The sequence below is a fragment of the Mucilaginibacter rigui genome (assembly GCF_014773275.1).
In the GTDB taxonomy this organism is placed as follows: Bacteria; Bacteroidota; Bacteroidia; order Sphingobacteriales; family Sphingobacteriaceae; genus Mucilaginibacter; species Mucilaginibacter rigui_A.
The window spans coordinates 1,317,050-1,342,660 of the sequence record NZ_JACWMW010000002.1; the positions used below are offsets into that span (position 1 = coordinate 1,317,050).

General features: G+C 40.7%; 19 protein-coding genes. 13 read left to right on the top strand and 6 right to left on the bottom strand.

Annotated features, from left to right (window positions below):
* Window positions 1-48: 48 nt before the first annotated feature.
* The 8 genes from rplL (at window position 49) to rfbA (ending at window position 13,574) form a co-directional block, all read left to right on the top strand.
* Window positions 49-432 (top strand): 50S ribosomal protein L7/L12, encoded by a 384-nt coding sequence (gene rplL / locus IDJ75_RS12990; RefSeq protein ID WP_191176019.1) that lies wholly within the window; start codon window positions 49-51, stop codon window positions 430-432.
* Window positions 433-621: 189 nt separating this feature from the next.
* Window positions 622-4,425: a DNA-directed RNA polymerase subunit beta gene (gene rpoB, locus IDJ75_RS12995; protein ID WP_191176020.1), complete on the top strand. Its 3,804-nt coding sequence runs from the start codon at window positions 622-624 to the stop codon at window positions 4,423-4,425.
* Window positions 4,426-4,561: 136 nt separating this feature from the next.
* Window positions 4,562-8,848 (top strand): DNA-directed RNA polymerase subunit beta', encoded by a 4,287-nt coding sequence (rpoC, locus tag IDJ75_RS13000; protein WP_191176021.1) that lies wholly within the window; start codon window positions 4,562-4,564, stop codon window positions 8,846-8,848.
* Window positions 8,849-8,916: 68 nt separating this feature from the next.
* Window positions 8,917-9,228, top strand: a complete 312-nt coding sequence (locus tag IDJ75_RS13005) for a DUF3467 domain-containing protein (RefSeq protein WP_191176022.1) — start codon at window positions 8,917-8,919, stop codon at window positions 9,226-9,228.
* Between the two features lie 82 nt (window positions 9,229-9,310).
* Window positions 9,311-10,255, top strand: a complete 945-nt coding sequence (fcl, locus tag IDJ75_RS13010; protein WP_191176023.1) for a GDP-L-fucose synthase — start codon at window positions 9,311-9,313, stop codon at window positions 10,253-10,255.
* A 50-nt stretch (window positions 10,256-10,305) separates the two neighbouring features.
* Window positions 10,306-11,703: a UDP-glucose 6-dehydrogenase gene (locus IDJ75_RS13015; RefSeq protein WP_191176024.1), complete on the top strand. Its 1,398-nt coding sequence runs from the start codon at window positions 10,306-10,308 to the stop codon at window positions 11,701-11,703.
* Window positions 11,704-11,762: 59 nt separating this feature from the next.
* Entirely contained in the window at window positions 11,763-12,629 is an 867-nt protein-coding gene (rfbD, locus tag IDJ75_RS13020) for a dTDP-4-dehydrorhamnose reductase (protein ID WP_191176025.1), read from the top strand.
* Between the two features lie 78 nt (window positions 12,630-12,707).
* Window positions 12,708-13,574 (top strand): glucose-1-phosphate thymidylyltransferase RfbA, encoded by an 867-nt coding sequence (gene rfbA, locus IDJ75_RS13025; RefSeq protein WP_191176026.1) that lies wholly within the window; start codon window positions 12,708-12,710, stop codon window positions 13,572-13,574.
* Between the two features lie 185 nt (window positions 13,575-13,759).
* Here the strand turns inward: rfbA and miaA are convergent, their stop codons facing one another.
* The 6 genes from miaA to IDJ75_RS13055 form a co-directional block, all read right to left on the bottom strand.
* The gene (gene miaA / locus IDJ75_RS13030; protein WP_191176027.1) at window positions 13,760-14,686 is read right to left on the bottom strand and encodes a tRNA (adenosine(37)-N6)-dimethylallyltransferase MiaA; all 927 of its coding nucleotides are present in this window, start codon (window positions 14,684-14,686) and stop codon (window positions 13,760-13,762) included.
* Between the two features lie 94 nt (window positions 14,687-14,780).
* Window positions 14,781-15,428: an IS1096 element passenger TnpR family protein gene (locus IDJ75_RS13035; protein WP_191176028.1), complete on the bottom strand. Its 648-nt coding sequence runs from the start codon at window positions 15,426-15,428 to the stop codon at window positions 14,781-14,783.
* Between the two features lie 39 nt (window positions 15,429-15,467).
* Window positions 15,468-16,880: a CCA tRNA nucleotidyltransferase gene (locus tag IDJ75_RS13040; protein WP_191176029.1), complete on the bottom strand. Its 1,413-nt coding sequence runs from the start codon at window positions 16,878-16,880 to the stop codon at window positions 15,468-15,470.
* 53 nt (window positions 16,881-16,933) lie between these two features.
* A complete protein-coding gene (locus tag IDJ75_RS13045) occupies window positions 16,934-17,500 on the bottom strand; it encodes an L-threonylcarbamoyladenylate synthase (protein WP_191176030.1) in 567 nt (188 codons plus the stop codon).
* Window positions 17,493-18,479: a glycosyltransferase family 9 protein gene (locus tag IDJ75_RS13050; protein ID WP_191176031.1), complete on the bottom strand. Its 987-nt coding sequence runs from the start codon at window positions 18,477-18,479 to the stop codon at window positions 17,493-17,495. Before IDJ75_RS13050 ends, IDJ75_RS13045 begins: the two co-directional genes overlap by 8 nt.
* A gap of 92 nt (window positions 18,480-18,571) precedes the next feature.
* Complete coding sequence (locus tag IDJ75_RS13055) at window positions 18,572-19,387, bottom strand: 2,3,4,5-tetrahydropyridine-2,6-dicarboxylate N-succinyltransferase (protein ID WP_224746576.1); 816 nt, start codon at window positions 19,385-19,387, stop codon at window positions 18,572-18,574.
* 76 nt (window positions 19,388-19,463) lie between these two features.
* Here IDJ75_RS13055 and IDJ75_RS13060 point away from each other — a divergent pair, with 76 nt between their 5' ends.
* The 5 genes from IDJ75_RS13060 (at window position 19,464) to IDJ75_RS13080 (ending at window position 25,601) form a co-directional block, all read left to right on the top strand.
* Complete coding sequence (locus IDJ75_RS13060; RefSeq protein WP_317173768.1) at window positions 19,464-20,414, top strand: ADP-ribosylglycohydrolase family protein; 951 nt, start codon at window positions 19,464-19,466, stop codon at window positions 20,412-20,414.
* A 6-nt stretch (window positions 20,415-20,420) separates the two neighbouring features.
* Window positions 20,421-20,813 (top strand): RNA-binding S4 domain-containing protein, encoded by a 393-nt coding sequence (locus IDJ75_RS13065; protein ID WP_191176032.1) that lies wholly within the window; start codon window positions 20,421-20,423, stop codon window positions 20,811-20,813.
* A gap of 223 nt (window positions 20,814-21,036) precedes the next feature.
* On the top strand, window positions 21,037-21,843 hold the full coding sequence (locus IDJ75_RS13070) for a polysaccharide biosynthesis/export family protein (protein WP_191176033.1): 807 nt from the start codon (window positions 21,037-21,039) through the stop codon (window positions 21,841-21,843).
* A gap of 30 nt (window positions 21,844-21,873) precedes the next feature.
* The gene (locus IDJ75_RS13075) at window positions 21,874-24,246 is read left to right on the top strand and encodes a GumC family protein (protein ID WP_191176034.1); all 2,373 of its coding nucleotides are present in this window, start codon (window positions 21,874-21,876) and stop codon (window positions 24,244-24,246) included.
* Between the two features lie 41 nt (window positions 24,247-24,287).
* A complete protein-coding gene (locus IDJ75_RS13080; protein WP_191176035.1) occupies window positions 24,288-25,601 on the top strand; it encodes a nucleotide sugar dehydrogenase in 1,314 nt (437 codons plus the stop codon).
* Window positions 25,602-25,611 lie beyond the last annotated feature (10 nt).

The window sequence follows — 25,611 nt, forward strand, 5'->3', positions numbered from 1 at the left end:
AAAGTTCGATATTAAACAAAAAGCATTAAGTAAAAAATAAAAAATAAAATGGCGGATTTAAAAGCGTTTGCTGAACAGTTGGTAAACTTAACAGTAAAGGAAGTAAACGAATTAGCTCAGATCTTAAAAGACGAGTATGGCATTGAGCCTGCTGCTGCAGCTGTTGCTGCTGCACCAGCTGCTGGTGGTGGCGATGACGCTCCTGCTGCTGCTGCTGAGCAAACTGCATTTGACGTAATCCTGAAAGAAGCAGGTGGTTCAAAATTAGCAGTTGTTAAATTAGTAAAAGACTTAACTGGCTTAGGTTTGAAAGAAGCTAAAGATTTAGTTGACGGTGCACCTAAAGAGGTTAAAACCGGTGTTACTAAAGAAGAAGCTCAATCTTTGAAATCTCAATTAGAAGAAGCTGGAGCAGTAGTTGAGGTTAAATAATTTAACCACACACACAATAGCATCAGACTCCGACCATTTTTGGTCGGGGTCTATTGCTGTTTATACACGTCTTGAAACAGTATAAAGCCCGGGATTTGCTTTTTACGATGAAGTACAGCAAGCTAACTGCCTGTAGTACACCACAAATCCCAACATAAATACAGGTTTAATAAATTAAATTATAACACCTTGGCAAACAATAATAACCAAAGAGTAAACTTTGCAACCAGCAGAAAGGTACTTGATTACCCCGATTTCCTGGATGTACAGTTACAATCTTTCCAGGAATTTTTTCAATTGGAAACCACGTCAGACAACCGCTACAAAGAGGGGTTGTTTAAAGTATTTGCCGAAAACTTTCCTATTTCAGACTCAAGGAACATCTTCGTTTTAGAGTTTCTTGATTACTTTATTGATCCGCCACGTTACGATATACGCGAGTGTATTGAGCGCGGGTTAACTTACAGTGTGCCATTAAAAGCAAAACTTCGCTTATCATGTAATGATGCTGAGCACGAAGATTTTGAAACAATTGTACAGGACGTGTACCTGGGAACTATCCCTTACATGACACCTAAAGGTACATTTGTTATCAATGGTGCCGAGCGTGTAATTGTATCACAGTTACACCGTTCACCAGGTGTGTTCTTTGGCCAAAGCCGCCACACCAACGGTACAAAATTATACTCGGCCCGTGTTATACCTTTCAAAGGTTCATGGATTGAGTTTGCTACTGACGTTAATAACGTGATGTACGCATACATTGACCGTAAAAAGAAATTCCCGGTTACTACGCTTCTTCGTGCAATAGGCTACGATTCTGATAAAGACATATTAGAATTATTTGAGCTTGCAGACGAGGTTAAAGTAAGCAAATCAGGCCTGAAGAAATTCATAGGCCGTAAGCTTGCTGCAAGGGTGCTTAAAAAATGGGTTGAGGATTTTGTGGATGAAGATACCGGTGAAGTGGTTTCTATCGATCGTAACGAGATCATCCTTGAGCGTGAAACCGTATTGGAAGACGACCATATTGATATGATCATTGATGCAGGTGTTAAAACCATCATCCTTAACAAGGAAGATGCTGCCACCAGTGGTGATTATACTATTATATATAATACGTTACAAAAAGATACTTCAAACTCAGAGAAAGAAGCGGTTGAGCATATCTACCGTCAATTACGTAACGCTGAACCACCTGATGAAGAAACAGCACGTGGTATCATCGACAGGTTATTCTTCTCTGATAAAAGATATGATTTGGGTGATGTGGGCAGGTACCGCATCAACCGTAAATTAAAGCTGAATACTTCTGACGATACAAAAGTATTAACCAAGCAAGATATCATAGCGATTGTGAAATACCTGATCAAATTAATCAACTCAAAAGCTGAGGTGGATGATATTGATCACTTGTCAAACCGTCGTGTTCGTACTGTTGGTGAGCAGCTTTATGCACAGTTTGGTGTAGGTTTAGCGCGTATGGCACGTACCATCCGCGAGCGTATGAACATTCGTGATAACGAGGTGTTCACACCAACCGACCTGATCAATGCGCGTACATTATCATCTGTGATCAACTCGTTCTTCGGAACAAACCAGTTATCACAGTTTATGGACCAAACCAACCCACTGGCAGAGATCACGCACAAGCGTCGTCTGTCAGCCCTTGGGCCCGGCGGTCTGTCGCGTGAGCGTGCAGGTTTCGAGGTTCGTGACGTTCACTACACCCACTACGGTAGGTTGTGTACTATCGAAACCCCGGAAGGACCAAATATTGGTTTGATATCATCACTTTGCGTACACGCCAAGATTAACAACTTAGGCTTCATCGAAACACCATACAAACGTGTGGTTGACGGTAAAGTACAGGTTGATGAACCGGTTATCTACTTATCTGCCGAAGATGAGGATGGAAAAACCATTGGCCAGGCAAATGCTTACTACGATGATAAAGGTGTATTCGCTAACCCACGTGTAAAAGCACGTTTTGAAGGTGATTTCCCTATTATCGACCCGGATAAGCTGGATCTGATGGATATCGCTCCAAACCAGATCACTTCAATCGCGGCTTCATTAATTCCGTTCCTGGAGCATGATGATGCTAACCGTGCATTGATGGGATCAAACATGCAACGCCAGGCTGTACCATTATTACGCCCTGAAGCGCCAATTGTAGGTACCGGTTTGGAAGGCCGTGTAGCAAAAGACTCTCGTACACTGATCAACGCCGAAGGCGATGGTGTGGTTGAGTATGTTGATGCTAACGAAATAAAAATTAAGTATGACCGTAACGAGCTTGACCGCCTGATATCATTTGATGGCGACACAAAAAGTTACCTGTTAACTAAATTCAAGAAAACCAACCAAAGCACTACCATCAACTTAAAACCTATCGTTAAGAAAGGTCAGCGAGTTACAAAAGGTGAAGTACTTTGCGAGGGCTACGCTACCCAGAATGGTGAGCTTGCCTTGGGCCGTAACCTTAAAGTGGCATTTATGCCTTGGCAGGGTTACAACTTTGAGGATGCGATCGTAATTTCTGAGCGTGTAGTATCTCAGGATATATTTACATCACTTCACGTTGAAGAATTTGAACTGGAAGTACGTGATACAAAACGTGGCGAAGAGGAATTGACACCGGATATCCCTAACGTATCAGAAGAAGCTACCAAAGACCTTGACGAAGACGGTATCATCCGTGTTGGTGCCGAGGTTAAAGAAGGCGATATCCTGATCGGTAAGATCACTCCAAAAGGTGAATCAGACCCTTCACCGGAAGAAAAACTGTTACGTGCCATATTTGGTGATAAAGCAGGCGATGTTAAGGATGCATCATTAAAAACTCCGCCGTCTATCGCGGGTGTTGTTATTGATACCAAACTTTTCAGCCGTGCTAAGAAAACCACTAAAGCAGAAGAAAAAGCACAAATTGAAAAACTTGATGCTAAACATGATAAAGCTGTAAAAGATCTTAAAAACACTTTGATCGAAAAGTTATTTGAGATTGTTAACGGTAAAACATCACAAGGTGTTTACAATGTTTACAAAGAGCTATTTGTTGCTAAAGGCGTTAAATTCACTCAGAAAATTCTGACTGAGCTTAACTACGAAAACATCAACCCAACAAAATGGACAACTGATGATGATAAGAACGACCAGATAAAAACCTTACTTCACAACTATAACATTAAAGTGAACGAAGAACTGGGCGCTTACCGTCGCGATAAGTTTGCCATCAGTGTGGGGGATGAGCTGCCATCAGGTATCGTACAAATGGCTAAAGTTTATATCGCTAAAAAGCGTAAGCTTAAGGTTGGTGATAAAATGGCGGGCCGCCACGGTAACAAAGGTATTGTTGCACGTATTGTACGTGACGAGGATATGCCTTTCTTAGAAGACGGTACCCCGGTTGATATTGTGTTGAACCCACTGGGTGTACCTTCACGTATGAACCTTGGCCAGATTTATGAAACCGTATTAGGTTGGGCAGGTAAAGAGCTTGGCGTTAAATTCGCTACTCCTATTTTTGATGGTGCAAGCCACACAGAGGTAGAAGAGTGGGTTAAAAAAGCAGGCTTACCAGAATCTGGCCGTACCTATTTATACAATGGTTTAACAGGCGACCGTTTTGACCAGCAAACTACAGTAGGTATTATCTATATGCTGAAACTTGGTCACATGGTTGACGATAAGATGCACGCGCGTTCTATCGGGCCATACTCATTAATTACACAACAGCCATTGGGTGGTAAAGCCCAGTTTGGTGGTCAGCGTTTTGGTGAGATGGAGGTTTGGGCATTAGAAGCATTCGGTGCATCAAACATACTGCAGGAAATATTAACCGTTAAATCGGATGATGTTATCGGCCGTGCCAAAACTTATGAGGCTATTGTTAAAGGTGAAAACTTACCTACTCCATCAGTTCCTGAATCATTCAACGTATTGGTTCATGAGTTAAGAGGTTTAGGTTTGGATATCACGTTAGAATAATTAGTGATTTAGTGAGGGATTGAATTAGTGATTTATCACAGTTCGCTTCCTCACTAATTCAACATAGTAAGCAAGTGGTTTTATATCACTAATTCGCTAAATCACTAATTCAATCATTAAAAAACAAAGGGAGACTATGTCTTACAAAAAGGATAATAAAATCAAGAGTAATTTCACCACAATTACCATCAGTTTAGCTTCTCCGGAATCTATACTGGAGCGTTCAAGCGGTGAAGTTTTAAAACCTGAGACAATTAACTACCGTACCTACAAACCTGAGCGTGATGGTTTGTTCTGCGAGCGTATTTTTGGTCCGGTTAAAGATTACGAATGCCATTGCGGTAAATACAAACGTATCCGTTACAAGGGTATAGTGTGTGACCGTTGCGGTGTTGAAGTAACTGAGAAAAAGGTTCGCCGTGAGCGTATGGGCCACATCAATTTGGTGGTGCCTGTTGCGCATATCTGGTATTTCCGCTCGTTGCCAAATAAAATTGGTTACCTGCTGGGCTTACCAACTAAAAGGCTTGACCTGATCATCTATTATGAAAGATACGTAGTTATACAGCCGGGTGTTAAAGAATCAGACGGGATCTCTAAAATGGATTTCCTGACAGAGGAAGAATACCTGGATATATTGGATACTTTACCAAAAGAGAACCAATACCTGGATGACAAAGACCCACAGAAATTTGTGGCTAAAATGGGTGCTGAAGCACTTGAAGAATTATTGAAACGTATCGATTTGGATGAGCTTTCATATAATCTTCGTCACCAGGCAGCTAACGAAACTTCTCAGCAACGCAAAAACGAAGCGTTAAAACGCTTACAGGTTGTTGAAGCTTTCCGTGGTGCGGCTACAAGGATCGAGAATAACCCTTCATGGATGATCGTTAAGATCGTTCCGGTTATACCTCCTGAATTGCGCCCGTTAGTACCATTGGAAGGTGGCCGTTTCGCTACTTCCGATCTTAACGATCTTTACCGCCGTGTAATTATCCGTAATAACCGTTTAAAACGTTTGATCGAGATAAAAGCACCGGAGGTAATTTTACGTAACGAAAAACGTATGTTACAGGAAGCTGTAGATTCGTTATTTGATAACTCACGTAAAGTTAACGCGGTAAAAACCGAAGGTAACCGTGCTTTAAAATCACTTTCAGATATTCTGAAAGGTAAACAAGGCCGTTTCCGTCAAAACTTATTAGGTAAACGTGTTGATTATTCAGCACGTTCGGTAATTGTTGTAGGGCCAAACCTTAAATTACACGAGTGCGGTTTACCAAAAGATATGGCTGCCGAACTGTTCAAACCATTTATCATTCGCAAGATGATTGAGCGTGGTGTGGTTAAAACAGTAAAATCTGCCAAAAAGATTGTTGACCGTAAAGACCCATTAGTTTGGGATATTTTGGAAAACGTATTAAAAGGCCACCCTGTATTACTAAACCGTGCGCCAACGCTGCACAGGTTGGGTATCCAAGCCTTCCAGCCAAAATTGGTTGAAGGTAAGGCTATACAATTGCACCCGTTAACCTGTACCGCCTTCAACGCGGATTTTGACGGTGACCAGATGGCTGTGCACGTACCACTTGGTAACGCAGCAATTTTGGAAGCCCAGGTATTAATGCTTGCATCACACAACATCCTTAACCCTGCAAATGGTACACCTATTACGGTACCTTCACAGGACATGGTGCTTGGTTTGTACTACATAACCAAAGGCCGTAAAACTGATGAAACCCGTGTGGTAAAAGGGCAAGGTTTAACTTTCTATTCTGCAGAAGAGGTAATTATCGCTTACAACGAAAGAAAGCTCGACCTGCACGCCTTTATCAAAGTAAAAGCGAAAGCAAAAGAACGCGACGGGCAGATAGTTTCTAAAATAATTGAGACCACTGTAGGCCGCGTGTTGTTTAACCAGCATGTGCCCGAAGAAGTTGGTTATATAAATGAACTGTTAACCAAAAAATCACTGCGTGATATTATTGGTGAAGTAGTAAAAATTACCGGTATGGCACGCGCTGCCCAGTTCCTTGATGATATTAAGGAGTTAGGTTTCCGTATGGCATTCCAGGGTGGTTTATCATTTAACCTGAAGGATATTAACATCCCTGAAGAAAAAGTTACGCTGATAGCGCAGGCTTCTAAAGAAGTTGAAGACGTTATGGCTAACTATAACATGGGTTTCATTACTAATAACGAGCGTTACAACCAGATCATCGATATCTGGACACGTATCAACAACCGCTTAACAGCGAATGTAATGAATATCCTGAGCAACGATAACCAGGGCTTTAACTCTGTTTATATGATGCTTGACTCAGGTGCGCGTGGTTCTAAAGAGCAGATCCGTCAGCTTGCAGGTATGCGTGGTTTGATGGCTAAGCCTCAAAAATCAGGTTCAGGTGGCGAGATCATTGAAAACCCTATTCTTTCAAACTTTAAAGAAGGTTTGTCGGTATTAGAGTACTTTATTTCTACTCACGGTGCGCGTAAAGGTTTGGCGGATACGGCGTTAAAAACAGCGGATGCTGGTTACTTAACCCGTAGGTTGCATGATGTTGCGCAGGATATGATTGTGGGTGAAGTTGATTGCGGTACTTTAAGAGGTATTTACACAACTGCATTAAAAGATAACGAGGATATTGTTGAGCCGTTGTATGACCGTATTTTGGGCCGTACAACCCTGCATGATGTTCATGATCCTATCACCAACGAGTTGTTAATTTCTGCAGGTGAGGATATTACTGAAGAGATTGCCAAAAAAGTTGAGAACTCACCTTTAGAAGGTGTTGAGATACGTTCGGTATTAACTTGCGAAAGCAAGCGTGGTGTATGTGCATTATGCTATGGCCGTAACCTTGCAAGCGGTAAGCGCGTGCAAATGGGCGAGGCTGTTGGTGTAATTGCTGCACAGTCAATCGGTGAGCCGGGTACACAGTTAACACTACGTACATTCCACGTGGGTGGTACCGCATCAAATATTGCGGCCGAGTCACAGATCAACGCTAAGTTTGATGGTGTTATTGAATTTGAGAACGTACGTACCGTTGCATACAAAACTGAAGAAGAAACTGTTGATGTGGTATTGGGTCGTTCAGGCGAGTTCCGTATTATCGAGGCAGGTACTAATAAAGTTATTGTTACCAACAACATCCCATACGGTTCATACCTGTATGTAAAAGATGGTGCTACAATCTCTAAAGGTGATCGTATCTGTTCGTGGGATCCATATAACGCGGTTATTATATCTGAATTTGCCGGTATAACTCAGTTTGAGGCGGTATTAGAAGGTATTACTTTCCGTGAAGAAAGCGATGAGCAAACAGGTCACCGTGAAAAAGTAATTATCGATACAAGGGATAAAACTAAAAACCCTTCTATCCAGATAACTGATAATAAAGGTAATGTTATAAAAGGATACAACATCCCGGTAGGTGCCCACATATCTGTTGAAGATGGTGAGAAATTACAAACCGGCCAGGTTATCGCTAAAATTCCTCGTTCAACCGGTAAAACGCGAGACATTACAGGTGGTTTACCACGTGTAACTGAGTTATTTGAAGCACGTAACCCATCAAACCCGGCTGTAGTAACCGAAATTGATGGTGTGGTAACTTTAGGTGGTGTTAAACGTGGTAACCGCGAGATCACTATCGAAAGTAAAGATGGCCAGGTTAAAAAATACCTGGTGCCATTATCTAAACACATCCTTGTACAGGATAACGACTTTGTTAAAGCAGGTATGCCATTGTCTGATGGGTCTATCTCTCCGGCAGATATCCTTGCAATTAAAGGCCCTGCTGCAGTACAAGAGTATCTTGTTAATGGTATCCAGGAAGTTTACCGCCTACAGGGTGTAAAAATTAACGATAAGCACTTTGAGGTGATTGTTCACCAAATGATGCAGAAAGTTGCCATTGAAGATGCCGGTGATACCCGTTTCCTTGAAAGGGAAGCAGTTGATAGCTGGGACTTCATGACAGAGAATGATGAAATATTTGACAAAAAAGTAGTTGTTGAGCCAGGTGATTCTGCAACATTAAAAGCTGGTCAGATCATCTCTCTGAGAAAACTAAGGGACGAAAACTCAATTTTAAAACGTAAAGATTTAAAATTGGTTGAGGTAAGGGATGCAATTGCAGCAACTTCAAGCCCGATGCTACAAGGTATTACAAGAGCATCATTAGGTACAAAATCGTTCATTTCAGCGGCATCGTTCCAGGAAACTACAAAAGTACTGAACGAAGCAGCCATAGCAGGTAAGAAAGACTTAATGCTTGGCCTGAAAGAAAACGTTATTGTTGGTCACTTAATTCCGTCAGGAACCGGCTTACGCGAATACGAAAATATCCGTGTAGGTTCTCAGGAAGAGTTTGATCGCCTGATGGCTTCAAAAACTGAGGAAGTGGAAGCTTAATCAGATTTTTTAAATACTTTTGCAAAGCCTTCTATGAAAATAGAAGGCTTTGCTATTTTTATACGATCATGGAAGAACAAAACGAAAACCAAATTAACATTGAGCTTTCTGAAGAAGTTGCCGAAGGCGTTTACGCCAACCTGGCTATCATAACCCACTCCAGTTCAGAGTTTGTGCTCGATTTTATCCGCGTTATGCCGGGTGTGCCAAAAGCGAAAGTAAAATCGCGTATTGTGCTTACGCCCGAGCACGCCAAGCGCCTGTTAACCGCGTTAGAGGATAATATTGAGAAATTTGAAGCCGTGAACGGCCGTGTTAAAATTCAGAACGACCCTACAGGTTTCCCCATGAATTTTGGCGGAACTATGGGGCAGGCGTAGATAATTCACTGAGTCATTTGTTTCGCTGTTATTGAGTCATTACTCAATCATCAAGCTAATGACTCAATGACCTAATAACTCAATGAATAAAAACGATAAAATATATATTGCCGGCCATAGGGGAATGGTAGGTTCTGCCATAACACGCAAGCTGCAAAGCGAAGGGTTTACCAATTTTGTAACCCGTACCTCGGCCGAGCTTGACCTGCGAGACCAGCAGGCTGTAGCTGCTTTTTTTGCACAGGAGAAACCCGAATACGTTTTTCTGGCGGCAGCCAAGGTGGGTGGCATTGTTGCCAACAATACCTATCGCGCCGAGTTTTTGTATGATAACCTGCAAATTCAGAATAACATTATTAATTCGGCACATCTTAATAATGTTAAAAAACTAATGTTTTTGGGATCCAGTTGCATATATCCCAAACTGGCTCCACAACCATTGCATGAAGATGCTTTGTTAACCGGTTTGCTCGAACCAACGAACGAGCCATACGCTATTGCAAAAATAGCCGGTATTAAAATGTGTGATGCTTACCGCGCGCAATATGGATGCGATTACATTTCGGTGATGCCAACCAATTTGTATGGCTATAATGATAATTATCATCCTCAAAACTCGCATGTTTTGCCGGCGCTTATACGCCGGTTTCATGAAGCTAAAGAGCAAAATGCGCCATCTGTTACCATATGGGGGAGCGGTTCGCCATTGCGTGAGTTTTTATTTGCCGATGATTTGGCCGAGGCTTGCTATTATCTGATGCAAAACTTTAGCGAAGCTGGCTTTATTAATATTGGCAGCGGTAAGGAAATTACTATAAAAGACTTGGCCCTGCTTATTAAGGATATAGTAGGCTATAAGGGCGAATTAACCTTTGATGCTACTAAACCCGATGGTACACCCCGCAAATTAATGGATGTATCAAAACTGGCAGCATTAGGCTGGACATACAAGACCGAACTCAGTGACGGTATTGTTTTAGCCTATAATGATTTTCTTAACAAAAATGTAAGCACTAAAAAAAGCTAGTTTGTGTTAGCTTTATAAGTATAAATATTAACAAAGAATAGCATCTATTTATGACAAAAATTACCAACATATGCTGTATAGGCGCAGGTTACGTAGGTGGGCCAACCATGTCGGTTATCGCACAAAAATGCCCGGACATAAAAGTTACAGTAGTTGACCTGAACGAGGCCCGTATCGCTGCATGGAACGATCCTGATACCGCCAATATCCCTATTTATGAGCCGGGACTGGATAAAGTTGTAGCTGAGGCAAGAGGACGCAACCTTTTCTTCTCTACTGATGTTGATGAGGCAATTGACGAAGCAGAGATGATCTTTATATCGGTTAATACCCCAACTAAAACATATGGTTCTGGTAAAGGGATGGCTGCCGACCTTAAATATATTGAGCTTTGCGCAAGGCAAATAGCACGCGTAGCAAAAACCGATAAAATAGTTGTGGAGAAATCTACACTGCCGGTGAGAACAGCAGAAGCTGTGAAGAACATTTTGCAAAATACCGGTAACAATGTTAATTACCAGATCCTGTCGAACCCCGAGTTTTTGGCTGAAGGTACAGCAGTAGAAGACCTTCACTCTCCAGATCGTGTACTTATAGGCGGAGATACTACCGAAGAGGGGCAAGCGGCAATTCAGGCATTGGTTGACATTTATACAAGATGGGTACCCAGAGACAGGGTGCTTACAACAAACCTGTGGTCGTCAGAACTTTCAAAGTTAACGGCTAACGCATTTCTTGCGCAACGGGTATCGTCAATAAACTCTTTATCTGAGTTGTGCGAGCATACCGGGGCTGATGTATCTGAAGTAGCTCGTGCTATTGGTACTGATAGCCGTATCGGCCCCAAATTTCTTAAATCATCTGTTGGGTTTGGAGGCTCTTGTTTCCAAAAGGATATTCTGAATTTGGTTTACATCGCCAGATCTTATGGATTACGTGAGGTAGCTGATTACTGGGAACAGGTTATTATTATGAATGATCACCAAAAACGCAGATTCGCAAATAAAATAGTAAAAACGCTATATAATACGGTTTCAAGTAAAAAGATCGCATTTTTGGGTTGGGCTTTCAAAAAGGACACTAATGATACCCGTGAGTCGGCTGCTATTTATGTTGCAGATGACCTATTGAATGAGCAGGCCGGTATTGCAGTTTATGATCCAAAGGTTGCTGAAACCAAGATCTATGATGATTTGGACTATCTGAACACCAGGCCAAGTGATGCAAATAAACAGTTGTTGACTGTTTATACAGATCCGTATGAGGTTTGTAAAGATGCACATGCAATTGCCATACTTACCGAATGGGATGAATTTAAAGATTACGATTGGCAGCGCATTTATGATAATATGAAGAAGCCTGCTTTTGTATTTGATGGCAGGAGTTTGCTAAACGTGGATAAGCTAAAAGAAATTGGCTTTAAGGTTTACACCATCGGACGGGAATAATCCATTAATAAAAAATCATATAGTGTAATAGCTATATGATTTTTTAACGTTTAACACATATGAATAACAGAAGTATTGTATTTGGGGCTTCAGGTCAGTTAGGGCAATGTTTTAAAAAGCTTGGCGCAGATGAGAACCTCGATTTCTTGATTTTCCCTGCGGAAGGTGAAGGCAATATATTGGATACCGATACTTTAGAAAAACTGTTTACTACTCATCAACCAGCATACGCTATTAATTGCGCAGCCTATACTGCTGTTGATAAAGCCGAAGATGATGTTGAAGCGGCATTAAAAGTTAATAAAACCGGGGTGGAGAACCTGGCAAGGCTTTGCAGCAAGTATGATACAACGCTTATCCATATCTCAACCGATTTTGTTTTTAAAGGTGATATATCATCACCATTAAAAGAAACCGATGTGGCAAAACCCATAAGTGTTTATGGCCAAACCAAACTCGACGGTGAGAAAGTGATCCCGGTTTTGCTGGATAACTATTTCATCATTCGCACGGGGTGGCTATATTCTGAATTCGCCAACAACTTTGTAAAAACCATGCTTAAGCTCGGCGCCGACCGCCATGAACTTAAAGTAATTGCTGATCAGGTGGGCACACCTACCTACGCTATTGACCTTGCCGGCTGCATTCTTCACATTATTAAATCGGAAAGTGCGGCATACGGTACATACCATTACAGTAACGAGGGGGTAGCCTCATGGTACGATTTTTCTAAAGCCATCTTTGAGTTGGCTGGGAACAGCATAAAAGTTATACCTATATCCACCAGCGAATATAAAACGCGGGCGGTAAGGCCGGCATACTCAGTTATGGACAAAACAAAGGTAAAGCAAACATTTGGGCTGGAAATTCCGTATTGGAGGGATAGCCTGGTTATTTGTATTAACAGGTTAAAACAACAAAACTAATTGGTGATTATAAGGATATCAGTCTTTCGGGATAAGATCACTAACGCACCAATTTAATAACTCACTAATTATCTTCACATGAAAGGTATCATTTTAGCAGGCGGATCGGGCACCAGGCTTTACCCAATAACCCAGGCCATAAGTAAGCAGTTAATGCCTATCTATGATAAGCCAATGATATACTATCCGCTATCCGTTTTAATGCTGGCGGGAATAAATGAGATCCTGATCATTACTACAAAAGAGGATAACCCGGGCTTTGTACGTTTATTGGGTACAGGCGAGGATATTGGCTGCCGTTTTGAATATGCTATACAAGAAAAACCTAACGGGCTTGCACAGGCCTTTGTAATTGGTGCCGATTTTATTGGTGATGATAAAGTGGCGCTTATTTTGGGCGATAACATCTTCTACGGATCGGGCTTTAGTAAATTGATACAAAGCTTTAATGATGTAAGCGGCGCTGCCATATTTGCCTACCCCGTTGCCGACCCGGAACGTTACGGTGTAGTTGAATTTGATAAAGACCTGAAAGCGGTATCTATTGAAGAAAAGCCACTGAAGCCCAAATCAAAGTTTGCAGTGCCAGGATTGTATTTTTATGATAATACTGTTGTTGAGATTGCTCAAAATATTAAACCGTCTGCACGGGGCGAGTATGAGATAACCGATGTAAACCGCGTTTACCTGGAGCAAGGCAACCTGCATGTAGGTGTGATGGATAGAGGCACAGCATGGTTGGATACTGGTACGGTCGATTCCTTAAGCGATGCTACAGAGTTTGTGCGGGTAATTGAGAAACGCCAGGCCAAGAAAATTGGCTGTATTGAAGAAGTAGCTTACCTAATGGGCTATATTGGTGCCGAACAGTTACAGGTACTGGCCAACAAATACATTAAAAGTGGTTATGGGGTGTATATCCAGTCGGTATTAGATAACGGATAGAGGAAGTTGGCTGCGTGATAGGTTACTCAAGCGTTCATGCTTAGTGATTGTTTAAGCTATTGTCAACCAGTTATTTGTAATTCTTATCGCTGTTGGTGTTTTATTTAATTACCTTATAATCAGATATTTGAAAATATTAACGTGTGACACGGCAGTGAACGTGAACGCTTTTGATTATCAATAAGTTAAATAATTAACTTGTCGATATCCGCTATCATATTATCAACAAGCTTTTCATCCATCGCATCCATCCAAATAATTTCCTTATCCTTACGGAACCAGGTAAGCTGGCGTTTTGCAAAGCGGCGTGTATTTTGTTTAATGGCTGCAATAGCAGTACTTACATCAGTCTTCCCATCAAAGTAATTAAACAGCTCAGAATATCCCACGGTGTTTAACGCATTGTAACTGCGATACGGCGTCAGCGCTGCCACTTCTTCCACCAGGCCATCCTTTACCATGATGTCTACCCGTTGGTTTATCCTGTCGTAAAGTTTCTCGCGTGGCATATCCAATCCAAATTTGATAATATTGAACGGCCTTTTATTTACAGTTGATTTGCGGTAAGATGATATTGGGTTGCCCGTTGCTTCGTAAACCTCCAATGCCCTTATAACACGCTGTGGATTGTTGATATCTACTTCGGCGTAGTATGCGGGGTCAACTTGTTTTAATCGCTCCTGTAGGGTTGCTATGCCATTTGCCGCTAACTCGGTATTCAGGCGGTCGCGGATATCCGGGTCGGCGGTAGGTAATTCATCAAATCCCTCTGTGATAGCCTTAATGTACAGTCCCGATCCTCCAACCAGTATCACTATATCGTGTTTCTTAAAAAGCTCATGGAGCAGTTGCATACATTGGCGCTCAAAATCGCCAACAGAAAAAGGCTCTGTTATGCTGTGCGAATTAATAAAATAATGTGGAGCAGCAGCCAGTTCTGTTTCTGTAGGTTTCGCCGTACCTATAGACATTTCGCGGAAAAATTGCCTGGAGTCTGCCGATACAATAACCGTATTGTAATACTGTGCCAGTTGTATGGCAGCTGCGGTTTTACCACTTGCCGTAGGCCCGGCAATTACAATAAGGGTTTTATTTAGGGGTTCATCCTTCACGGCTGTAATTTATGAAATAATGAACACTGAATTTTGAATAATGAATTTCGAAATTCATTATTCAAAATTCAGTGTTCGATCTTATAAGATACAATTAATAGTCGTCGCGGCCGGGTTTGTCTTCGTCTTCAAATTCAGCGTCGTCGCCAAAGCCAAATTCGTCTTCTTCCTCTTCGTCGTCAACTTTCTTTTCTTCTTCATCGTCGCCGCTTTCGGTTACTTCAGAGAAATCATCGGCATCATCATGATTATATGCCATTTCATTTAAAAAGTCAAAATCCTCATTAGGGGCATCGGCGCTTGCAGCTATTTCGGGGTTAAATACATTCCCAAATTGTTTTGGTGCTTCACCAACCGAGCGTACAACAGCAGGGTAGGTAGTGCCTGGTGCTTCGTCAAGAATGATCTTCATCAGCTCTACATGAAAATCAAACGGCCTGTCGAAATTAAAGGTGTAGTAAAATTTTTGATGCGGATCATCAATAAAACTGCTCAGTTTTATTTTTTCCATCAGCGGGATTTTGCGGTCAATCCTTTTCTGATTAGGCATGTAGGTGATCTCTTCACCCTTCATCCATTGGTCGTTACTGATGTAAAAGGAAGACGGATATTCGGGGTTATAACCGGTGCTTTGGTGTATAGCTTTGTGAAGATCCTCGAAAGTTTGGTTTGATTTTACATCAATATCCCTCGAAACGTCGTCATAATCTTCAAAAGTAACCCTGAACCTGTATAGTGCCATTTTATAAGTAGTTTTTTGTCAAAAATAGTAATGTTTAATTTAATTTGTGTTTGCCACAACTTTCAAGCCAATTTCTTTACCTTTTTCAATTGTAAAGTTAATTGCTGCTTCACGCTCGTTAGGTATTTCGCCCTCTAATATGGCTTCGCGTATTTTATTCTTTATTATACCCACTTCGCGGCCCTCACCAATACCAAAAAGCTGCATAATATCTAACCCGGTTACCGGCGGCTGCCAATTGCGGATGTTATCGCGTTCTTCAACATCTTTTAGTTTTTGCTGTACCAGCTCAAAGTTGTTACGGTACTTTTTAACCTTGTATTCGTTTTTGGTGGTAACGTCTGCTTTACATAACAGCATCAGCGCTTCAATATCATCACCCGCCTCAAAAAGCAAACGCCGCACAGCCGAATCGGTAACGATTGATTGTGACAACACAATTGGGCGTAAATGCAGCTGTACCAGCTTTTGCACCAGCTTCATTTTTTCGTTGAGCGGCAGCTTTAACTGTGCGAATATCTTAGGCACCATACGGGCGCCTTTATCCTCGTGGCCGTGAAATGTCCAGCCGTGTGTGGGCTCAAAACGTTTGGTGGGAGGTTTTGCAATATCATGTAGTATGGCCGCCCAGCGTAACCAAAGGTCGTCGGTGGTTTCGCAAATGTTATCCAATACCTGTAAGGTATGGTAAAAATTATCTTTATGGCCTTTGCCGTTAATAATCTCTACGCCATACAACGCTACCATTTGCGGGAATATGATGTGCAGCAGTCCTGTATCAAACAGGTAATTAAAACCTATTGAGGGCTTTGGCGACAGGATGATCTTATTCAATTCGTCGGTTATCCGCTCCTGCGATACAATTTTGATGCGCTGCAGGTTACTTTTTATAGCTGCGATTGCCTCATCATCAATCCTGAAATCGAGCTGGCTTGCAAAGCGGATGGCCCGCATCATGCGTAGGGGGTCGTCAGAGAAAGTTTCAACCGGATTTAGCGGGGTGCGGATAAGCTTAGCTTCCAGATCGGCAATGCCGTCGAATGGATCTATCAGCGTACCAAATTCATCGCCATGTAAGGCAATAGCTAATGCATTGATGGTAAAATCACGGCGTTTCTGGTCGTCCTCTAAAGTGCCGTTCTCCACAATGGGCTTGCGCGAATCTGACCGGTAGCTTTCTTTGCGGGCGCCAACAAACTCAACTTCCACATCCTGGTAACGCAGCATGGCCGTACCAAAGTTTTTAAATACCGATACCTTAACGTTAAGTTTTGCAGCAACGGCTTCGGCAAAGGCAATGCCATTACCAAGAATAACAATATCAATATCTTTTGAGGGGCGGTTCAGGAAAATGTCGCGCACGTAGCCGCCAATTGCATAGGCCTGTACATTTTGTTCGGCAGCAAGTTTACAAATAACAGAAAATACCGGATGTTGCAGGTGTTGTTTCATAAGTAGGCTGCGAACAGGCTTGTATTACGGCGCAAATTTAGCGATTATTAAAACTAACGGCGAATAAATTCAAAACCGCCATTTGGGTTTAACCGCATAATGGTTGATGGCTTCCTTATCTCGGTGCTATACTGGTCGAGGTCAACCACATAATCAACCCCGTCAATAATATCATGGTCTATTTTTGAAAAGTACTCAGGCGATGGTTTACCGCTTATATTGGCCGATGTTGATACTAAAGGCTTGCGTAAACGCTGTATAAGCTGCTGGCAAAAAGGGTGACTGGTTACCCTTACACCCACGCTGCCATCTTCGGCAATTAATGCGGGCGAGATATTTTTAGCACCCGGCATAACCAAAGTAAGGGGACTTTCGGCGTATTCTATCAGGTCATAAGCAATATCGGGCACCTCGCTGATGTAGGTTTGCAATTTATTGTCGATATCCAACAGGATGATCATGCTTTTACTTTCTTCGCGCTGTTTAAGGGCGTAGATTTTTTTAACAGCTTCGGTATTTGTGGCATCGCAGCCAATGCCCCATATAGTATCGGTAGGGTACAGGATGATGCCACCGTCCTGTACAATTTTAAGCGCCTTGTTTACTTCGTCTTTAAGCATAATTCAGATACAAACTTAATGCATTTATTATTTTTATTTCATCCAACATTTCCATGCACTTGGGTATACCGTATAATTTGCAGGTATTACGTACGCAGGGCTCACATATCAATTCGCCATACCTTATAATAGTAAGTTCTTGTTTATTATAAGGTGCGGTGTTATTTTCATTACCCGCTCCAAACAAAACAATGGTAGGCGCACCCACGGCATTTGCCAGATGCGCGGGGCCCGAGTCTGTTGTTAATACAGCTTTGCTTCTTGCCATTAATTCGGCCAGGCCTGTAAGATCGGTTTTACCGGCAAGATTTTGCAGCCGGTCGGTATTATCTAAGCCTGCCAGTAATTCATTAACAAATGCAGCCTCTTTTGGCGAACCAACAAACAAAAAGGTGGTATCCTTAAAAGTAGCGGCAAGTGCCTTAATAATACTTCGGCCCTTCTCCAAAGGCATCCTGCGGGATGACGCTTCGGAGTTGAAATTGATTATAACACTATCTTTTATTGCCGGGGGGGGATCCGCTTGCAGTTTAATTACTTTATAATTGATTGGTTTACCGGTAAAGTTTTCAAGCAGGGATACATACTCATCAACCCGGTGCAGGTTAGCCGGTTTTTTAAAAGATCGCGTTAGCAAAAAGAAACCACCCTCTTTATTAAAACCTACGCGTTGTTTGGCACCGCTTGCCCATGCCATTACGAAAGACGACAGAGAATGAGGGAGGTTAAAATAGATATCGTATTGCTGGCTACGCAGGTTTTTGCCAAAGCGATACACGCCACCTAAACCGCTGTACTCCTGTTTTGAGAAAAGATGAATATGATTTAATCCTGGGATTAGCTTAGCAATGCCGCCCAGTTCTTTTTTGATGATAATATCAATAGATGCACCGGGGTAAAGCTGCCTTACAGCATTGACGAAAGCAGTACTCATTACCACATCACCAAGCCAGTTGGGCAGCCTTATTAGTATCTTCATTTTTGTGTTGATTAGGTGAGTAGTTGATTAAGTGAATAGTTGAAAATTAAACAATAAAACCACTCACTTAATCAACCCAATCAACCGGTTCACTATACAGCTACGTTGTTCTCCCTTAGAGCATCGTTTAGCGATGTCTTTTTGTCTGTTGATTCTTTACGCTTACCTATGATTAAAGCACATGGCACCTGGAACTCGCCGGCAGGGAATTTTTTAGTGTATGAGCCAGGTATAACTACCGAGCGGGCAGGCACACGGCCTTTATATTCAATAGGCTCGGGGCCGGTTACATCAATAATTTTTGTTGAAGCGGTTAACACCACGTTAGCGCCTAAAACGGCTTCGCTTTCAACATGTACACCTTCAACTACAATAGCGCGTGAGCCCAGGAAGCAGTTATCCTCTATAATTACCGGGGCTGCCTGTACTGGCTCTAACACACCGCCAATACCAACACCACCGCTTAAATGCACGTGCTTGCCAATTTGCGCGCACGAACCCACAGTAGCCCAGGTATCAACCATGGTGCCTTCATCAACGTAGGCGCCAATATTTACGTACGATGGCATCATGATAACGCCTTTAGCCAGGTAAGCGCCATAACGGGCAATAGCATGAGGCACTACGCGTACACCAAGTTCTTGATAGTTGGTTTTTAGTTTCATTTTATCATGAAACACAAAAGGGCCAACTTTAATTTCTTCCATAGCACGGGTAGGGAAGTATAATATAACGGCTTTTTTTATCCAGTCGTTTGTATGCCAGCGGGAGCCGATCAGTTCGGCAACACGCATTTCTCCCTTATCAAGGCGTTCGATAACGGTATTTATGGCATTAATGTAGTCGTTTTCACTTAAAAGGGTGCGGTTATCCCATGCATCCTCAATCATTTTTTTAAGGTCGATCATTACAGAATATAAATTTTGTCAAATTAAAGGAATTTTAAGGAGATTTGTTTGAGATACAACTTTCTAAATCAAAAAAGTGATTATTAAACGAGATTATTATAAAGACATTCTGTTTGGAGTAGCAATAGGTGATGCTTTAGGTGTGCCTGTTGAATTTAAATCAAGACAACAAATTTCAGAGAATCCTATAACGGATATGATTGGTTATGGCAGCTATGGAATGCCGCCCGGTACTTGGTCGGATGATAGTTCATTGACATTTTGCCTGGCTGATGCATTGGTTGATAATTACGACCTGCAAAAAATAGCAAGGAATTTTGTTAAATGGCGTTATGAGAACTTTTGGACGGCGCGTGGAGAAGTGTTTGATGTGGGCATGGGAACTCAGCAAGCTATTGAGAAGATTGCTAAAGGTATAAGGCCGGATTTAGCAGGAGGCTTCGATTCGCGATCAAACGGAAATGGTTCATTAATGCGAATATTACCACTACTCGCTTATATTAAGAATAGGCCTGTTGAAGAAAGATTTAATATCACTAAAGAAGTTTCGTCTATTACACATGGGCACATCAGGTCGGCAATTGCATGTTTTTACTACCTTGAATTTGCAAGAAAGCTATTATTTGGCTATAGCCCGGTGAATATTTATGCCGAATTAAAAAGTGAAGTTTTAAATTATCTGAACTCCACTAACATCAACAGGGAGGAAATAACGTCATTCAATAGTGTTTTGGTTGATGATATTCATACGAAAGATGTTGCCGAAATAAAAAGTAGCGGTTACGTATTGCATACACTTGAAGCAAGTATATGGTGTTTATTAAATACGTCATCCTATCAGGAAGCAGTGTTAAAAGCTGTAAATTTAGGCGAGGATACTGATACCACCGGTGCAATAACAGGAGGCTTAGCGGGCTTATATTATGGATATCAAAATATTCCTGAAGAATGGGTTATAATGCTTGCACGAAATAAAGATATTGAAGCCCTATCTGTTAGTATGGCTAAAAAGTATAGTAAAGAATGAAATTAAATGGCTGAGAAAGAAAAATTAAGGATTGATAAGTATTTATGGTCAATACGCGCATTTAAAACCCGCACACTGGCATCTGATGCCTGCAAGGCCGGGCGTGTTAAACTGGGCGGTAATAATATAAAACCATCACACGAGGTTAAGATAGGTGAGGTATACACGGTATCAAAAGGGCCTGATAAAAGAGTGTTAAAAGTAACCGGCTTACTTGAAAGCCGTACAGACGCCAAAAAGGCTGTTATGTTTTATGAAGATATAACACCAGAGGAAGAAACGCACGCGTTTAAATCGGTTTTTCATGCCCCTTTATTAATACGCGACCGCGGTACAGGACGCCCTACCAAACGCGACAGAAGAGAAATTGACGACTTAAAAGACGATTTTTTTAATTAATTAAAACAATTAACTTGTTAATGTGTTTAAACCTCGCAATCAAATAGAGCATTTGATAAAATGATATGTTTAAATAGTATTTGGTTATGATTTTTTTAAAAAGGCACTAATACATTTGCATTATTTTAACATAAAAATAATATGCCTAAAAGCAAATCTGTTTATTACATTGGTTTAATTAATAAAAAAATCTATTTTTGCGCAAAATACGCTACCGTAACTTATGGAAAAAAATATCTACTTTAGGATAAGTATATTGTTGCTTGTCGGCATTATTTTTATAACCTCCTGCACCTCTCAAAAAGAAATAGTTTATTTTCAAAAAGGAGTTAATCAGTCAGATACTATGAATGTATCGCAGGTTTATATACCTAAGATACAACCAGGTGATATACTTTCCATACCCGTAAGCTCATTAAATCCGGCAGCCAGTAGTTTCTTCAACCCTTACAGTAATGTAGTACCGACAACTCCGGATCCAAATACTTTAAATGTTACACCATCCTTACCATCTACAAATGGTTACCTTGTAGACGCATCCGGTTTAATAGAGTTTCCTATTATAGGTGCCGTTAAAGTAGGCGGACTTACTACTTCTGAAGCCCGTGATACTATTAAAAACAGACTTAAGGTCACCTATCTTAAAGAGCCAACAGTTAGTGTAAGGTTTTTAAACTATAAAATATCTGTAATGGGTGAGGTAGCCCGTCCATCAGTTTACGTTATACCAAATGAAAAAGTAACACTACCTGAAGCCTTATCAATGGCTGGGGACCTTACAATTTATGCTAAACGAGATAACGTTTTAATAATAAGGGATAATAGTGAGGGTAAAAAAGAATTTGGAAGAGTTAACCTTAATAACAGAGACGTATTTAATTCGCCCTATTACTATCTTCACTCTGGAGATGTAATTTACGTTGAACAGGGTAAAGCGAAAGCTGCACAAAGCGACCAAGCCTACAGGGTATTACCAATCGTTCTGAGCGCGTTAACGGTAATTGGTCTTATAATAGTTAGGTTTAAATAATTCAAACCCTTTATTGCTGAAAATTTCTTTATGACAAATAATAACGATACGGCTGATTTTGATTCACAAGAGAATGACGTTAATCTGAGAGATATATTGCACAAATATATTATTCACTGGAAATGGTTCCTTTTATCATTGATAATTTCAATGTGTTTAGGCTACGTATATATTAAATTAACTACACCACAGTTTAAGGTAGAAACTGATCTTTTAATAAAAGATAACAAAGATAATTTGGGTGGACAAAATGATCTGTTGAAGGATCTGGACTTATTTTCATCTGATAAGATAATAGACAATGAGGTGCAGATACTAAAATCTAATACCATACTCGAAAAAACTATAAGCGCGCTAAATTTATTAACCTCATATTATAGCACCGAAGGGGTTAGAAGACGTGAGATGTATAAAAATATACCTTTTAGTGTGGAGCTTATTAAAGCTGCGCCGGGGATAGATTATGGTGTTAGTTATAATATTAGTTTATTAAATGCAGGTCAGGTTGAAATTAACGGGAAAAAATATCAGATAAATAGCCCTGTTAATACTGAAGCTGGATTAATATTAGTTAAGGTCGATCCAACTTTTATGAAGGATGCCTCAAAGGGGAGTACTTATGAATTTAAATTCAACGATATAAGGGATGTTAAAGATAATTATAGTCAAAAACTAACAATAACACCTGTAAGTAAACAAGGTACTGTTCTGATTGTAACCTTAGAAGATGCGCTTCCGCAAAGAGGGAAAGATATATTAAACAGACTGGTTTTTGAATATAACAAAGCAGCAATTGAAGATAAAAATAAAGTTACTTCCGCCACCCTGGCATTCATTGAAGACAGGCTGAGAAAGTTACAGGATGAGCTAGGGTCTGTTGAAAAGAATGTTGAACAATACAAATCAAATAACCAGATAATTGATATCAGCTCTCAGTCGCAAATATTTTTACAAAATGTACAAGGTAATGATACAGAGCTTAGTAAGGTTAACATTCAGCTTAGTGTACTTAAAAATTTAGAACAATATATCTATTCGTCACCGAAAGGGCAGGAGCAGGTACCATCAATGTTAGGCATTGATGACCCAACCTTAATATCATTAGTAAACCAGTTAGCTGAGACACAACTTAAACGACAAAGCTTACTACAAACAGTTCCGGAAACTAACCCAATTTTAACTTCGTTAAGCGATCAGGTAGCCGCGTTGCGATCATCTATAAAAGAAGCGGTTAATAATTTAAAAATTGGGTTGCAGATTACGCAAAAACAACTGCAGGCAAAAAATTCAAAATTCCAGTCTATTATAAGTCAGGTGCCTTCCAAAGAACGTGGCTTAATTGACGTTATGCGTCAACAGGAAATTAAAAATAACCTGTTTACCTATTTATTGCAGAAACGTGAGGAGTCAGAAATCTCACTGGCTTCTACAGCTGCAGATAGCCGTATTGTTGACGAAGCCTACAGCAGCAGGTTCCCGGTAAAACCGGTAAAACCGATAACATTTTTAATGTTTTTCTTGCTTGGTGTAATTGTACCTGTTGCGATATTGTATTTGCGGGATATTTTAAACTTCAAAATTTCGAAACGTCAGGACATTGAAAAGGTAACCAAAGTACCTATTATCGCCGAAATTTCACACTCACAAGATTCTTCCTCATTGTTAGTTGCGAGCAAGCCACGATCAATGGTTGCAGAGCAGCTCAGGGCCTTACGTACTAATTTAAATTTTGTTATTCCAAATAAGGAACAAAAAGTACTGCTGTTTACTTCAAGCATAAGCGGAGAGGGTAAGTCATTTATCTCTCTGAATTTGGGTGCAAGTTTGGCAATGTCAGGTAAGAAAGTGGTTATTTTGGAACTCGACCTTAGAAAACCGAAACTACATGCAGGTTTAGAGATAGATAACATGAAGGGTTTATCTAATTACCTTATTGGCGAGGTTGGTATTAAAGAGATATTAAAAATTATACCTCAGCAAGAAAATTATTTTATTATAACAAGTGGACCTATACCGCCGAACCCTGCAGAATTACTTGTTAATGGGAAAATACAAGTTTTGATAGAGGAGCTTAAGAAACAGTTTGATTATGTGCTTTTGGATGCGCCTCCGGTTGGTTTAGTTACCGATGCACAGATACTTGCATCATATGCTGATTCTACACTGTTTATTGTGCGGCATAACTATACCGCTAAAGCGCATGTGCATTCTATTGAGAATTATTACAGAACCAAGAAGTTTACCAATATTAATATCGTAATAAACTCAATTGATATTCAAAGAGGCTATGGTTATGGCTATGGCTATGGTTACGGCTACGGCTACGGCTATGGCTATGGTGGATATTACCAGGAAGAAGAGGTTCAAAGTAAATCGGTACTTAAAAAATTATTAAAAAAATAAAAAATTTTATCTACAACATTAACCTGTAATTCTAAATAAACATGGCCCTTATAAATACAGAAACTCCTAATAATTTTAAAATAGCAATACTTGGTTTAGGTTATGTGGGTTTGCCGCTTGCTATAGAGTTTGCCAAGAAATATGATGTACTTGGATTTGATATCAACCAAGATCGCATAGAAGAGTTAAAGACTGGAAGTGACCGCACACAGGAAGCAAATGTGACCGATCTTAAAGAAGTTATTGAGCGTAAGCAACAAAAAAGTGAAACCGGATTAAGCTTTTCTTTTGATAAGGTTGACCTGGCTAAATACAATACCTTTATAGTAACTGTACCAACTCCAATTGATCAGTTTAAAGCGCCTGATCTTAAACCGCTCATAAAAGCATCAGAAATGCTAGGTTCTATTCTAAAACCGGGCGATTTGGTAATATACGAGTCTACCGTTTATCCTGGTTGTACTGAGGAGGATTGCGTACCTGTACTTGAAAAGGTATCGGGCCTTAAATTTAACAAGGAATTTTTTGCAGGGTATTCGCCAGAACGTATTAATCCTGGTGATAAGGTAAACACCCTAACTAAAATTAAAAAGGTTACAAGCGGTTCAACGCCCGAGATTGCTGAAAAAGTAGATAACCTTTATGGCTCTATCATAACTGCCGGTACCCATAAGGCACCAAGCATTAAAGTCGCCGAGGCATCAAAAGCCATTGAGAATGCACAGCGCGATGTTAATATATCATTTGTAAACGAGCTTGCATTGATATTTGAACGCATTGGCATCGATACTAATGATGTTATTGAAGCTGCAGCCACTAAGTGGAACTTTTTAAAATATAAGCCAGGTTTAGTGGGGGGGCACTGCATTGGTGTAGACCCGTACTATCTTGCACACAAAGCGCAGGCGTTAGGTTATCACCCACAAGTTATATTATCTGGCCGAAGGGTTAATGATAATATGGGACCTTTTGTGGCCGATAAAGTTGTTAAGCTTATGATACAGAAGGATCACAAAATAAAGGGTTCAAAGGCACTCATTATGGGTATTACCTTTAAAGAGAATTGCCCGGATGTTAGGAACACTCGTGTTGTAGATATATATCATGAGCTTTTGCAGTTTGGATTATCGGTTGATGTTTATGACCCATGGGCAGATATTGCGGAGGTAAAGCATGAATATGGGGTTGACGTTTTGAATAAACTCGATGAGAAAAATATTTATGATGCCATTATTGTGGCCGTATCTCATGATGAGTTTTTAACCTTTGATTACGAAAAAATTAAAAGAAACAACGGGGTTATATTTGATACTAAAGGATGTTTAGATCGGTCATTAATTGATGGTAGGTTATAATCAGTTGGCA